The 12,983-nt window shown below is 58.4% G+C and carries 13 protein-coding genes and 1 tRNA gene; 7 read left to right on the top strand and 7 right to left on the bottom strand.

The annotated features are described in order from the left end of the window. Positions 1–10: 10 nt before the first annotated feature. Both AC1ROR_RS05555 and AC1ROR_RS05550 read left to right on the top strand, forming a co-directional pair. Positions 11–616 (top strand): ABC-type transport auxiliary lipoprotein family protein, encoded by a 606-nt coding sequence (locus AC1ROR_RS05555; protein WP_498588828.1) that lies wholly within the window; start codon positions 11–13, stop codon positions 614–616. Positions 617–718: 102 nt separating this feature from the next. Continuing rightward, positions 719–1,687 carry an alpha/beta hydrolase family protein gene (locus AC1ROR_RS05550; RefSeq protein WP_498589177.1) on the top strand — a complete coding sequence of 323 codons (969 nt, stop codon included), beginning with the start codon at positions 719–721 and terminating at the stop codon, positions 1,685–1,687. Positions 1,688–1,711: 24 nt separating this feature from the next. Here the strand turns inward: AC1ROR_RS05550 and AC1ROR_RS05545 are convergent, their stop codons facing one another. Further along, positions 1,712–2,146: a PACE efflux transporter gene (locus AC1ROR_RS05545; RefSeq protein ID WP_498588827.1), complete on the bottom strand. Its 435-nt coding sequence runs from the start codon at positions 2,144–2,146 to the stop codon at positions 1,712–1,714. 682 nt (positions 2,147–2,828) lie between these two features. Between AC1ROR_RS05545 and AC1ROR_RS05540 the strand changes: the two genes are divergently transcribed. Next, on the top strand, positions 2,829–3,080 hold the full coding sequence (locus AC1ROR_RS05540; protein ID WP_003495777.1) for a hypothetical protein: 252 nt from the start codon (positions 2,829–2,831) through the stop codon (positions 3,078–3,080). A gap of 131 nt (positions 3,081–3,211) precedes the next feature. Here the strand turns inward: AC1ROR_RS05540 and AC1ROR_RS05535 are convergent, their stop codons facing one another. From AC1ROR_RS05535 to AC1ROR_RS05520, 4 genes are all read right to left on the bottom strand, one after another. After that, a complete protein-coding gene (locus AC1ROR_RS05535; protein WP_080723135.1) occupies positions 3,212–3,400 on the bottom strand; it encodes a hypothetical protein in 189 nt (62 codons plus the stop codon). 272 nt (positions 3,401–3,672) lie between these two features. Next, positions 3,673–3,900, bottom strand: coding sequence for a hypothetical protein (locus tag AC1ROR_RS05530; protein ID WP_035223204.1), 228 nt, complete (start codon positions 3,898–3,900; stop codon positions 3,673–3,675). A gap of 201 nt (positions 3,901–4,101) precedes the next feature. Beyond that, complete coding sequence (locus AC1ROR_RS05525) at positions 4,102–4,353, bottom strand: hypothetical protein (protein ID WP_035223207.1); 252 nt, start codon at positions 4,351–4,353, stop codon at positions 4,102–4,104. Positions 4,354–4,499: 146 nt separating this feature from the next. Further along, positions 4,500–4,832, bottom strand: a complete 333-nt coding sequence (locus tag AC1ROR_RS05520) for a hypothetical protein (RefSeq protein WP_035223211.1) — start codon at positions 4,830–4,832, stop codon at positions 4,500–4,502. 461 nt (positions 4,833–5,293) lie between these two features. On the opposite strand from AC1ROR_RS05520, the gene AC1ROR_RS05515 reads away from it, so the two are divergent. Continuing rightward, a complete protein-coding gene (locus AC1ROR_RS05515) occupies positions 5,294–5,713 on the top strand; it encodes an energy transducer TonB (protein WP_498589176.1) in 420 nt (139 codons plus the stop codon). A 153-nt stretch (positions 5,714–5,866) separates the two neighbouring features. Here AC1ROR_RS05515 and AC1ROR_RS05510 read toward each other — a convergent pair. Next, positions 5,867–5,942, bottom strand: a tRNA-Lys gene (locus tag AC1ROR_RS05510). A gap of 155 nt (positions 5,943–6,097) precedes the next feature. Then, complete coding sequence (locus AC1ROR_RS05505; RefSeq protein WP_035223217.1) at positions 6,098–6,352, bottom strand: GlsB/YeaQ/YmgE family stress response membrane protein; 255 nt, start codon at positions 6,350–6,352, stop codon at positions 6,098–6,100. A gap of 147 nt (positions 6,353–6,499) precedes the next feature. Here AC1ROR_RS05505 and AC1ROR_RS05500 point away from each other — a divergent pair, with 147 nt between their 5' ends. The 3 genes from AC1ROR_RS05500 (at position 6,500) to AC1ROR_RS05490 (ending at position 12,971) form a co-directional block, all read left to right on the top strand. Continuing rightward, a complete protein-coding gene (locus AC1ROR_RS05500) occupies positions 6,500–9,115 on the top strand; it encodes a mechanosensitive ion channel family protein (protein ID WP_498588826.1) in 2,616 nt (871 codons plus the stop codon). A 352-nt stretch (positions 9,116–9,467) separates the two neighbouring features. Continuing rightward, positions 9,468–11,981, top strand: coding sequence for a GcvT family protein (locus AC1ROR_RS05495; RefSeq protein ID WP_003495794.1), 2,514 nt, complete (start codon positions 9,468–9,470; stop codon positions 11,979–11,981). A gap of 156 nt (positions 11,982–12,137) precedes the next feature. Next, positions 12,138–12,971: a response regulator gene (locus tag AC1ROR_RS05490; protein ID WP_003495796.1), complete on the top strand. Its 834-nt coding sequence runs from the start codon at positions 12,138–12,140 to the stop codon at positions 12,969–12,971. The last annotated feature ends 12 nt before the right edge of the window (positions 12,972–12,983 follow it).

Here is a 12,983-nt window from a genome sequence, read left to right as displayed (position 1 = left end):
GTATGGGCCAATGACACGATTGATGAACGGCGACAAACGCCGCGCCCTTATTCTGGCCCCGCTGCTTGCTGTTTTATTGGCGGGCTGCGCCGGCGCGCCGAAGAACGACACGTTCGACCTTTCCGTGTCTTCGGCAACGGTGGCGCAGGGACCCTCGCTCAAAAACCGGCAATTGCTGATCGCCGATCCGACCGCCCTGAAGGCGCTCGACAGCGAAAACATCGTGGTGCGCCTTTCCGGCTCGGAGGTGCAATATCTCGGCAATTCGCAATGGAGCGACCGCCTGCCGCGCATGGTGCAATCCAAGCTGGTGGAAGCCTTCGAGGATACCGGCAAGCTCGGCGGCGTCGGCCGGCCGGGGCAGGGGCTGGCAATCGACTATCAGGTCGTGACCGATATTCGCGCCTTCGAAATCGATACGGCGAAGAATATCGCCAATATCGAAATATCGGTGAAGCTGCTGAACGACCGCAACGGCACGGTGAAGGCGCAGGACGTGTTCCGCGCCAGCGCCCGCGTCAGCGGTTCCGGCAACGCCAATTTCGTGAAGGCGCTGGATCAGGCCTTTGCCGCTGCCACGCGCGATATCGTGGCCTGGACGCTGAAATCGCTCTGAGTCTTCGCTACGGTCATTTCCGGTATAAGAAATTAGCCTATCTTCGGGAGAGGCCGGTTGATGCCCGGCCTTGCGCGCAGTCTCTCCATCTGTGGGTTCATCATGCGATTTCTGGCGTTGCTTTGCCTCATGCTTCTTTGCGTCCTCTCGGGAATCGGTGCCGCCCTTGCGGCCGGACTGCAGTTGATCGAGGTTCCATCCGCTGATGGCAAAGCGCCCATCAGGGCTGCCGTCTGGTCGCCCTGTGCGGCAGCGCCGGTGGAGACACGGATCGGCCCCTTTGTGCTGCCTGCCGTGCGCGATTGCCCTGTTGTCGACGGGCAATATCCGCTTGTCGTCATTTCCCATGGTTTCGCCGGCACCTATTTCAGCCATCGGGATATGGCGACGGCGCTGGCGGATGCCGGTTTCATTGTCGCAGCCCTCAATCATCCCGGCGACAATGCGCTTGACATGAAGCGGGCAGGCGAGCTTTCGGCGCTGACCGACCGGCCGGCGGACGTCGTTCGGTTGCTGGATCATATGCTGGCAAACTGGAAAGAGGCCCGGCTCATCGATACCGAACGTGTCGGTGTCTTCGGATTTTCGCGGGGCGGTTATACGGCGCTGGTGCTTGCCGGCGGCGTGCCGGATTTCGCAAATGCGGATCTGCCGTGCCCCGATGAACAAGCGGCGCTATGCGCGCAGATGCGGGACAGGGGCGCGGTTCCCGGGGATCGGGTTCACGATGCGCGGGTGAAGGCCGTGGTCGTGGCTGATCCCCTGAACGTCTTTCCGGGTTCGGACGACCTGCGGAACCTTAAAATTCCCGTCCAGCTCTGGAGCTCGGAGCGGGGCGGCGATGGCGTTGCGCCGCAGGATATTGCAAGGCTGCGCGATGATCTGCCGGTGAAACCGGATTATCGGACGGTGACGGGCGCGGGACATTTTTCGTTCATCACGCCTTGCCCCGCTGAGATGGAAAAGGCCGCGCCGCAAATCTGCGGCGACATTCCGGGCTTTGACCGGGCGGAGTTTCACCGCAGCTTCAATGCCGATGTCGTCCGCTTCTTCAAGGCGTCTCTGCGCTGAAACGCCTGCCTTCGTCGGTGCCGATCAGACGGCATCCTGCGACTGCCATTCCGGCAGCGGGAAAATCCGGTCGTAGCTCCAGTTGAAGACGAAGGCATAGACCACGTAAAACAGCGCGAAGGAAATATCCATGATCAGCGCGTGGGCGAGGCTGATGCCGAGATACCAGGCGATGAAGGGCATCAGCACGATCAGCAGGCCCAGTTCGAACAGCAGCGCGTGTGCGACCCGGATGGCGGGTGTCTTCAGCGTCGTGCCTTTCAGGCGCTGCATGGCATGGTCGAAGCCGAGATTGTAGATATAGTTCCAGGCGGTGGCGAGTGTTGCGCTGACCAGGCCGACAATGCCGATATCTTCCATCGGCATGCCGAAAATGAGCGCGCCGAGCGGCACGACCAGCAGAAGGCCGATGATTTCGAAGCTGAGAGCGTGGCGGATACGATCTTGCAGGGAGCGCAATTTATTCTCCGGTATGTGACCGGGCCGTCCCGCATGCTGTCGCCATAATGGCCGAGGTCGTCCTCGCGGTGAGGCATATAGAGGTTTTGGGCGAAATTTTCAAGCACTGCGCATTTGGGGCCTCGGATATGGCTGGAAGGTTGCCGCTTGTTTCTTCTCCCCGCCGGGGAGAAGTCCGCGGCAGCGGGATGAGGGGGCGAGGGTAGAGGTGTGCGGAAAGCTTGCCCCCTCATCCGACCCTTCGGGCCACCTTCTCCCCGGCGGGGAGAAGAAACAAGCGGCGACGTTTCGTTTCTCTCGCGCGCACCAACGAAACCGTGATCGGAACAAGAGCCGCGTATTTTCGTTATGGCTCATGGAAGGAGGCGTGCCATGCAGCAGAATTCCTCTGACGGAAGAACGATAAAGGCCGCCAACGCGGCAAAGGTTTCGACTTACACGCCGAGCCTGATTTCCCTGAAGGGAAGTTATGTGGCGATGATATTTCGCAGGCCGCTTTGCCGAAATCCGCTGGATGTGCGGAAAAAATAGGGGCGAAGACAATGTCCTGTCGCTCCATTGCACATCAAAGACGACGACTGCCGAAATGATCCAATGTTTTAGATGTCTCTAAAGTGTGATTTTCAATCCGGGCCGTCTCCACCTAGACTGGAGGTCGCCACAAAAGCGAAGGGAGAATGACATGAAATCAGTTCTCATTATCGCCGCTGTCTTTGGTTTTTCCGCCAGTGCAGCGCTTGCAGAATGCGCCGGTCATGAAAAGATCAATGCTTCCGTTCCTGCCGTCGACCGTGAATTTAAAACCGCAAGCATCGTTCCACCAACTGACCCGGTGGAAAAGCCCGTCGTCATTCTGAAAAAGACCGACCGCCTTCCCGCGGCAACGGTTGCCACGACCGGCGAGCCCGAAGCTGCAATGCAGCGCATGCAATAAGACAGTGCACTTTGCCTCTCCATTCCCAAAATCCCGTGCGCGAGATGATCCGCACGGGATTTTTCTGTTTGAAAAAGGCAAGCAGCCGATCGGCGCTTTGGTTCTACGTCTTTCAGTCTTCCCGGCGCCGTCTAGCTGTCGAGTTTCAGCGACAGCTGTCGCGGCCCCTGGCTCTTTTTCAGCACGTAGAGCGGCCGCGTTATGATGACTTCCGTTCGCCGCTGCAATTCGCGGCGGCGCTCAAGCGCGCGCTCACGCATATCGCGAGACCGGGCGACGACAGAGAGGGCATTTTCTATGGTTACGTCTGCTGTCTTCATCGCTGACCTCCATAATGTTCACTTTATGTTCTCATTAAAGGCCGCTTATGTCAACAGTGTGGCAGGATCGCTGCCGGCTAGGGAAGGCCGTGTGTCTGGGAGAGAAGCGGGAGGCATGGGCGGGCTGTTGGCGCTGCTTTATGGGCTACGCCACCGGAACGTCAAATGTCCTTGCGGATACGGTGGTGACGCTCCGGCCTGCTCGATCGATTTTTGGAATGATATGCCAAATTATGCCGGGGCGCTGATCCGCCGCGGCTGGCGGGAGGGTATCAGGACAGGGGGCGCTGATCCGGCGCGGGGAGGCCCGTGGACAGCAGGTCGGTCAGGTGTTCGCTGGCGAGTGCGACGATGGCGAGTGCGGCCTGCTGGCGGTTCCAGCCGGCATGTTCCGCTTTTTCAATCAGCCCGTGGATGGAGGGTTCCAGTGCGAACTGGCACTCGGCCTGATAGTCCATAGTGTCGATAGAAAGCGACGGGGAATTGATTGCGGCCCGCATCGTTTGGTCTCCCTGTTTTCCGTCATGTCCAGCAAACGCAAAACGCAAATCGGACATGCACATTCAGAGGCCGGTGATATCGGGTATGCTCTACAGGCCCGCATATCACTGGCAGCGAATCCCCCAGCAGGCGGACGTTAACGGCAAGTCTTGATCGCTGTCAACGAACGCGCGGTAGCGGTGGCGTCGCCATGCCCTTTTTCAGAGCCTTCCATTACGGAAAGGCTTTCGTCTCCAGACCAGCAGGGCCATGACGTAAAGCGCAAAAAGAACGAACCATGTGACGGGAAGCACCATAAAAAGCGCCGCATAAGCGCAGCCGCCTTCAAAACAGGAACCGAGAAGTCCGGAATCGGCGAGCGCTGCCGACAATAAAAACGCACATATCCCGCTCCCGACCGCGCCGAGGACAAAAAGCAATATGTTGATGATCAATCTCATGGCGTCAATCATAGGGATGATTGAGACGGCTTTGGGGAAATCGGCGATGCTGCGACGCCAATATTTCCCGTTCCGGCGATTTGCCCAAAGTTCCGGTTGAGGCCCGCATGCGGATGCGGGCCCTGCCACTATTGGACAGGGCCGCGATTGCAACGCTGTTATTCGGTGATGGTGTATTCGCCGAGTTCGCAGAGGTTCTGCGTATCCTCGAGGTCTTCGAGCGCATCGCCCTGGAATTCGAAGCGCATGTCGTATTTGCAGACAGTGCGGCCATCGGCGATGGTGATTTCCATCTCTTCGCCGGGACCAAGCGCCTTCTTGCCGAAAACATCGTCTTCCCAGTCATTCACGCCTACCGGCGACGTGTAAAAGGCGTTGAGAACGGAGCTAGTTCCGTTCTTCAGCGTGAAGACGAGGTCTTCCGCCTGCGCCGTACCGGCAACCGTCATCGCCGCCGCGAAAAATGCAGTCATTACCCATTTCGATTTCATGACATCCCCCTGTGCCCATTATTCTGGCAAGGCAATGCATACAGCTTAACCGGTGGCTTGCAATGCAAACTGTGGTCTTTGGTTAAGGGGCGAAGCTGCGATTATTGGGGTGTTTTTTGCAGCGATCGTAATGTTTGATATATCTCGAAAATATAAAAAATATTATAAATATTTAATCTAAAAATATTTGTTTGTATTGCTGTTATTGCGGTATATTTATTGGTTTGTATTTCAGGTGTATGAATATTTTATATTTTAGTTTTTGTTTGCCGTTTTGAAGTTCTAATTCATGCTTTATTTCATGGCGATTGCGAGGTTGTACGTTTAAAAGTTTCCGATGCGCGTCGCTTTCAATTTTTTACTGACACGAAGATTCTTTTTAAAATTTATGACCGGCTGGCACGCGGAGGCGGGCCGTCTTCCGAAAAAGGATATTGGATTTGTTCAATCGCTTGTTTTTTGTGGTCCGCGGCCTCCAGATGTCGGCGCTGGTGGCCCTGGCCATTCTCGCTGGAGGCGCTTCGACGCCGGCTTCAGGCCAGCCGCGGCAGTGCAAGGATCCGACCCCGGCCAGCAATCTCAATGAAATGTTCGACGCGATCTATGCCTGCTGGATGCCGCCGGAGGATACCGAGGGTCTCGTCGTGACGTTGCGGTTCATTCTGCACAAGGATGGGCAGATAAGGGGCAAGGTCGTCGTTATCGCCTCACGCCCACAAGAGGAGAGCCCGAGACGGCAAGCCTTCATCGATTCCGCCATCAATGCGGTAAAGCAGGCAGCGCCGGTGCCTTTCACCGAGGAATTCGGCGGCCGTATTGCGGGTCGGCCATTGGAGCCGCGCTTCATCGGGGCAAAAAGCCTAACGGAAACGAAGTTGTAGAGGTAGCACGGCTATTTTTCGGGGATGCCCGTCCGCGGTAGCGACGGACGATGTTTCTCGCGCAGGCCTTCTTCGAAGACTGATTGCTTCGTTTCGGGCGCTCATGCGATGCTTCAGGTAAGCATCGCAACGTCTTGTCATTTTAGGAGAATTTGGTGGGTGATGTAGGGCTCGAACCTACGACCCGCTGATTAAGAGTCAGCTGCTCTACCAACTGAGCTAATCACCCGACCGACACCGTGTGGCGGTGTGAGGGGGGCTATAAAGGGGAAGTTTGGGCTTGTCCAGCGCGGAAATGAAATTTCTTCGATTTTTGTGACGAAAAAATTTCAGTCGCGCTGGAAAAGTCTGGAAATCCGGGCTTTTACCGATTTTCCATTTTGTTCAGCCGCGTCTGAAAGCTCGACCGATAAGGATGAGGATGCAGGCGCCGATGAAGCCGGCGATGAGGTAACCGATCCAGCCGGTCAAAACGATTCCGAAAACCGACAATATGGCGTTGGCGACGATCGCGCCGACGATTCCGAGAAGGATGTTCATGAAAACACCCATATTGCTTTTCATGAATTGTTCGGCGAGCCACCCGGCGACACCACCGATGATGATAGCTGCGATCCAGCCAATACCAGCAGATTCCATGATTTCCTCCCATGTTTGCTGCACTATCAAAGGTGATGATTCTCCGGGTGAAAAGCAAGGCAGCGACCCGAAAACCTCGCTTTATGCGGGTGGTTTTCCTCGCTGCAGGCGGTAAATAGCCTGAAGCGGTGTTTAGAGACGAAAGGCATGGATGTGCGGTTGATGTTCGGCGGATTGATTGACGACAGGCGGATGACGGGTGGGCGTGTGTCCGGCCGGTGGCAAAGGACCGCCATGGCCGCAATGATGACCATGATGCTCTCCGTGCTTGGCGGTTTTTTCCTGTCCGCAATGCCGGCATCGGCGCAGGAAGGGACAACGCCGTCCGCACCGGTCGTGATCCAGGCTTCCGCCGTCGAGCAGGCGAGAGCGGATCTGGAAAAATGGAAGGCGGATGTTTCGGCCATCGCCAAACAGGTGGAGGCGGGCGGCAGCGATGACGTGCAGCTGGTGGACCTAAAAGGGCGCGCCGACACCATTGCCGCCGATGCGTCTGCCACCAATACCAAGCTGCGTACTCGCCTCGACCAGATCAAGACCCGGCTGGACGCGCTCGGCGCTGCCCCCGCGGATGACCAGCCGCCGGAAGCCAGCATGGTGACGGAAGAGCGTGCGCGGCTGACGGCGGAGCGGGCAGAGGTAAACGCGATTGCCGGGGAGGTGGAGAGCACCGCCACCAATGCCGCGCAGATTTCCAACAATATCACCGCGATTCGCCGGGCGCTTTTTGCCGCCACGCTGTTTAAGCGCACGGAGGTTTCCGCCCAGACGCTGGGTGACGCCTCTTCCGCCTTTGTCACCGAGCTGACCAACCTTAACAATGCCTTCAGCAGCTGGGCCGGTTTCGTCTGGAACTACAAGCGCCTGCCGATGTTCGGCGCCGTGGTGCTGTCGATCATGGCGGCGCTGCTGTTTCTGGTGGGCGGTTATCGCTTTTTCGGCAGCCGCATGGACAGGCGCGCCTTTACCGGCGAGCCGTCCTATCTGCGACGGCTTTCGGTGGCCTTCTGGTCAACCATGGTGCAGTCGCTTTCGCTCTTCCTGTTCCTGGTGACCTCGGCCTTTTTCCTCGATAATTTCAACGTGCTTCGCTCCGACATAGCGCCGATCCTGTTCGGGGCCATGGCGATCACCGGCTTCGTTTATTTCGTGTCGCGTCTGAGCTATGCGATCTTTGCGCCGACGCAGCCGGAGTGGCGTCTGTTGCAGGTTTCCAACAAGGGTGCGCATACGCTGTCGTCGGCGGTGCTCCTGATGGCGCTGGTCAACGGCCTCGACTATCTGTTCGGCACGATCAGCGAGACGCTTTATTCGCCGCTTATCGTCACCGTTGCCAAGAGTTTCGTTGCCTCCATCATCATCGGCATCATCCTGCTCACCGTATCGTTCCTGCGGCCGGTGATCGGCGAGGGGCAGGATTACGAGACCGGAAACCAGCGCCTGCCGCGCTGGCTCGTCATTCTGCTCAGGGTTGGCGGCCTGGTGCTCATCGGCGCGTGCCTCACGGGTTATGTCGGTCTTTCCCGCTTCCTTGCCACGCAGATCGTCGCCACCGGTGCGGTGCTTGCAACGATGTATATCGGCATTCTCTCCGGCAAGGCGATTTCGAGGCAGGGCGCCTTTGCGGAATCCCTTGCCGGCCGTTATCTCGGGCGTCGTTTCGGTCTCGGGCCGGTTGCGCTCGATCAGGCCGGCCTTGTTGCTGGGCTCGGCATCTATGCCGTCGCACTTGCTTTCGGCGTGCCGCTCATCCTGTTTTCCTGGGGGTTTCAGCCTGGCGACATTGAAAGCTGGGCCTATCGCCTGCTGACCGGCATCACCGTCGGCAATGCCTCGATCTCGCTGATCGGCCTGTTCGGCGGCGTCCTCGTTTTTGCCATCGGTTACATCATTACGCGCTGGTTCCAGAAATGGCTGGACAACAACGTCATGGCGCGCGGGCAGGTGGATGCCGGCGTGCGCAACTCGGTCAAAACGGGTATCGGTTATCTCGGCATTGCGGTTGCGGCCATCTTCGGTGTGTCCTCCGCCGGTCTCAACCTCTCCAGTCTCGCGCTGGTCGCCTCTGCTCTTTCCGTCGGTATCGGTTTTGGCCTCCAGAACATCGTGTCGAACTTCGTCTCCGGTCTCATCCTGCTGGTGGAGCGTCCCTTCAAGGTGGGTGACTGGGTGGTGACAGGCACGACGGAAGGCACCGTCAAGCGGCTTTCCGTGCGCGCAACGGAGATCGAAACCTTTCGCGGCCAGTCGATCATCGTGCCGAATTCCGAGTTCATCAATTCCTCGGTCGGCAACTGGACGCACCGCAACCGCATCATGCGGGCGGAAATACCGGTTTCCGTGGCTTATGATTCCGATCCGCAGAAGGTGATGGATATCCTGCTGGAGCTGGTGCGGGCGCAGCCGCCGGTGCTGCGCAACCCCGAACCGCATGTGGAATTCCTCCGCTTCGGCGATTTCTCGCTGGATTTCGAATTGCGTTTCCACCTTGCCGATCTGTCAAACGGGCTTGGCGTGAAGAATGCGCTGAGGATCGCCATCCTCAAGCGTTTCCGCGAGGAGGGGATCGATATTCCCTTCCCGCAGCGCAACCTCAATATCCACGTGGAGGGCGACGCCAACCCGCAGATGCTGGCGGCGCTGCTTGCGGAGGAGGGCGAGAAGGCGGTGGTGGCGCATACGGGCGCGGCAGCGCCTGAGAAAGAAACGTCGAAAGACGACAAGGTGACCGAGCTGAAGGAGAAGCCGGGCGCGAAAGCCTAGTCTGCTATTTGCCTCAAGGTGTGGACGTTATTGGGCTGGGATGTGCGGCTTGTCACCTTCTTCCCTCCGGGGAGAAGGTCGCGGCAGCGGGATGAAGGGGCGAGGGCAGAGATCACCTGCGAGCTTGCCTCCCTCATCCGCCCCTTCGGGCCACCTTCTCCCCCTCGGGGAGAAGAAACGAGCGGTAAAGCTGCGCCACCTTCGTCCGGCATGCTCCGCATTTTCACGCCTGTCGCAGCACCTTATGGCCATGTCGCAATCAGGCGGCTGAACGGCCGCCGGGCGCTTCATATTCCTCCCATCGATTTGGCGGCACGGCAGGTTATGCCGGCGCTTTTTAGGGGTTCTGGAAATGAAGACACATGCACGGGCGGTGGTAATCGGTGGCGGCGTCGTCGGCGTCTCGACGCTTTATCATCTTGCCAAGAAGGGCTGGAGCGACAGCGTTCTCATCGAGCGCAAGGAACTGACCTCGGGCTCCACCTGGCATGCGGCCGGTCTCCTGCCGCTGTTCAACATGAGCTACTCCGTCGGCCAGATACACAAATATTCCGTGAAGTTCTATGAGGAGCTTCAGGAAGAGACCGGCATGAATGTCGGTTTTTCCAAGGTCTCCAACATACGTCTCGCCCGCACCAAGGATCGCTGGGACGAATATATGTATTATGCCGGCATTGCAGAGACCATCGGCGTGCGCGTCAACATGCTGACGCCGGAACAGGTGAAGGAAATCTGGCCGCTCTGCGAGACGGACGGCCTGCTCGGCGCCATCCAGCACCCGGATGACGGTTATATCCAGCCTGCCGATCTGACACAGGCATTGGCCAAGGGCGCGCGTGACCGCGGGGCGACGATCTATCGCAATACCACCGTCACCGCCATCGAGCAGCTGGAAGACGGTCACTGGAAGGTGACGACCGACAAGGGCGAGATCATCGCCGAACATATCATCTCCTGCACGGGCTCCTTCGCCCGCAAGACTGGCGAGATGGTCGGCATCAATATTCCCGTCATCCCGGTCGAGCATCAATATATCGTCACCGAGCCGCACCCGGCCATCCAGGAACGCCGCCGTCAGGGCCTGCCGGAAATGGGCGTGCTGCGTGAATCCGACTCGGCCTGGTACATGCGCGAGGAGGCGGGCGGCCTGATCCTCGGTCCTTACGAAGTCGGCGCGCCGGTCTGTTATGTCGACGGCCCTTCCGATGACAGCGAATATGAGCTGTTCCAGGAAGAACTCGACCGCCTGATGCCGCATATCGAAACGGCGATGGTGCGCGTTCCGGCCTTCGGCGAAGTGGGTATCAAGAAGGTCTATAATGGCGCGATCGCTTATACGCCTGACGGCAACCCGATTGTCGGCCCCGCACCGGGGCTGAAGAATTTCTGGCTGAACGAAGGCCATTCCTTCGGCATCACCGCTGCCGGTGGCGCTGGCTGGCAGCTGGCCGAATGGATCGTCGACGGCGAGCCGACGCTCGACCTGATGGGTGTCGATCCGCGCCGTTTCGGGCCTTACGCAACGGAAGGCTATCTCATCGCCAAGAATGAAGAAGCCTATGCCAATGTCTTCACCATGCATTATCCGGACGAAGAGCGCTCCGCCGCCCGTCCGCTGAAGACGACGCCGGTTTATGACCGTCTGAAGAAGCTCGGCGGCGTGTTCGGCTCCGTTTATGGCTGGGAGCGTGCCAACTGGTATGCGCCGGAAGGTTATGCGCTGCGCGAGGAAGACCTTGGCGTGGGTGCCGATGTCATCACCAGCCACAACCATGCGCCGGCCTTGGATGATGGCCGTATCGTCGAGAAATGGTCGTTCCGCCGTTCGAATTATTTCGAACATGTCGGCAATGAGGTGAAGAACGTCACCCAGAATGTCGGCGTGCTTGATATGTCCGCCTTCGCAAAGATGGAAGTCTCCGGCCCGGGTGCGCGTGCCTGGCTGGACAGCATTCTGGCCAACATCGTGCCGAAGAAGCGCGGCCGCATCGCACTGACGCATCTTCTGACGCCGAATGGCGGCGTGAAGGTGGAATTCACCGTTTATGAATGGGCTCCGGGCCGGTTCTACCTGGTTTCGGCCGGTGGTCTGGAGGCGCATGACCACGACGTCCTGCGCCGGCTTGCCCCGACCGACGGTTCCGTGGTGCTGCAGCCGATCACCCAGAAATACGGCGTGCTGGTGCTTGCCGGTCCGAAGTCGCGCGATCTTTTGAAAAAGCTGACCCGCACCAGCCTCGAGAACAAGGATTTCCCGTGGCTGACGGCAAAGCAGATTTCCGTCGGTGTTGCGACGGCGCATGCGCTGCGCGTCAATTTCGTCGGTGAACTGGGCTGGGAACTCCACCATCCGATCGAGATGCAGAACTACATCTTTGACCGGTTGATGGAGGCAGGCGCCGAATTCGGCATCAAGCCCTTCGGCATCCGCGCCATGGTGTCCATGTCGCTCGAAAAGTCCTATCGCAATATGGGGCGCGAGCTTTCGGTGGAATATAACGCCTATGAATCCGGCCTTGACCGCTTCCTGCGTCCGGAAAAGAGCTTCATCGGCCGCGATGCGCTGGTTGCCTATAAGGAGGCCGGGGTGAAATGGGTGTTCTCGACGCTGACCGTTACCGGCAATACGGATGTGGATGCGCGTGGGTCTGAAGCGATCTCCGACGAGAACGGCGCTCTTGCCGGCCGCGTCACCAGCGGCGGTTTTGGCTGGCGCATCGGCAAGTCGATTGCGCTTGCCATGCTCAAACCGGAATATGCGGCCATCGGCACGAAGCTGAAAATCCGCATTCTCGGAACGCTTTATGATGCCGAAGTGGTGGAAGAAAGCCCGTTCGATACGGAGAATGCGCTGCTGCGCGCCTGAGACCGCTTCTATCCGCACTGACAATACGGCCCTTGCGGGCCGTATTTCCGTTTAGGTAAGCATGTGCGTAACTCGTTTGCCGGCAAAAGTGTCATTAATTATTCTGCAAAACGCGCCTGCTATTTTCCCTAAAATACGACGGGGGACTGGGGCAGGATGAATTTTCTCGGCATTACGGGCATGCAATATTCGGGCGTGCCTTTTACCAATAACCGCATTTTGCTTGCGGAAGACAGCAACGTTTTCACCCAGATGGTGAGCATGCGCCTGAAGGAGATGCTGGGCGTAACGGTGGAGGTGTGCCGCTCTTTTGAGGAGTTGCAGGCCTGCTACGAACATTCGCCCGAACCGGTGACGCTGGCAATTTCCAACATCAACCTGCCGGGGGCGGAAAAGGGCGAGGCGCTGGAATATCTGATCGACCTTTCGATCCCGACCATCGTTTTCACCAGCACCTTCCACGAGGCGACCCGCGAGACGCTGATCGCCAAGGATGTGGTCGATTATATTCTGAAAGACAACATCTTCGCCGTTGACATGCTGACGGAATCCGTCTGCCGGTTTCTCACCAACCACCGCCACCATGTGCTGATCGTCGATGACAGCCCGACGGCGCGGGCGCTGCTTTCCAGCCGTCTGAAACGCTATAATTTCCGCGTCAGCCTTGCCGATAGCGGTGCCAAGGCGCTCGAAATATTGAAGGCCAACCCCGATATCGGGCTGGTGGTGACGGACTATAACATGCCGGATATTGACGGTTTCGAACTGACGCGGCGCATTCGCACCGTGCGCGGTTCGCATGAGCTGCGCATCATCGGCGTTTCCTCTTCCACCAACCGGCTGCTATCAGCCCGGTTCCTGAAGGCGGGCGGCAATGATTTCATGCTGCGGCCCTTCATCGACGAGGAATTCTACTGCCGCGTGAACCAGAACCTCGATACGCTGGTGCAGATACAATTGGCCAAGGCCGGGGTGAGACCCGCAGCCTGACCGGCGTTCATT

This window comes from Agrobacterium sp. GW821-FHT14E08, from assembly GCF_058803865.1.
This window is presented reverse-complemented; position numbering and strand designations above follow the sequence as displayed.

Bases quoted from the DNA above. Each gene is read 5' to 3' on its own strand.
- AC1ROR_RS05555 (WP_498588828.1), top strand. From the start codon at position 11: ATGACACGATTGATGAACGGCGACAAACGCCGCGCCCTTATTCTGGCC.
- AC1ROR_RS05550 (WP_498589177.1), top strand. From the start codon at position 719: ATGCGATTTCTGGCGTTGCTTTGCCTCATGCTTCTTTGCGTCCTCTCG.
- AC1ROR_RS05540 (WP_003495777.1), top strand. From the start codon at position 2,829: ATGAAATCAGTTCTCATTATCGCCGCTGTCTTTGGTTTTTCCGCCAGT.
- AC1ROR_RS05535 (WP_080723135.1), bottom strand. From the start codon at position 3,400: ATGAAGACAGCAGACGTAACCATAGAAAATGCCCTCTCTGTCGTCGCC.
- AC1ROR_RS05530 (WP_035223204.1), bottom strand. From the start codon at position 3,900: ATGCGGGCCGCAATCAATTCCCCGTCGCTTTCTATCGACACTATGGAC.
- AC1ROR_RS05525 (WP_035223207.1), bottom strand. From the start codon at position 4,353: ATGATTGACGCCATGAGATTGATCATCAACATATTGCTTTTTGTCCTC.
- AC1ROR_RS05520 (WP_035223211.1), bottom strand. From the start codon at position 4,832: ATGAAATCGAAATGGGTAATGACTGCATTTTTCGCGGCGGCGATGACG.
- AC1ROR_RS05505 (WP_035223217.1), bottom strand. From the start codon at position 6,352: ATGGAATCTGCTGGTATTGGCTGGATCGCAGCTATCATCATCGGTGGT.
- AC1ROR_RS05500 (WP_498588826.1), top strand. From the start codon at position 6,500: ATGGATGTGCGGTTGATGTTCGGCGGATTGATTGACGACAGGCGGATG.
- AC1ROR_RS05495 (WP_003495794.1), top strand. From the start codon at position 9,468: ATGAAGACACATGCACGGGCGGTGGTAATCGGTGGCGGCGTCGTCGGC.
- AC1ROR_RS05490 (WP_003495796.1), top strand. From the start codon at position 12,138: ATGAATTTTCTCGGCATTACGGGCATGCAATATTCGGGCGTGCCTTTT.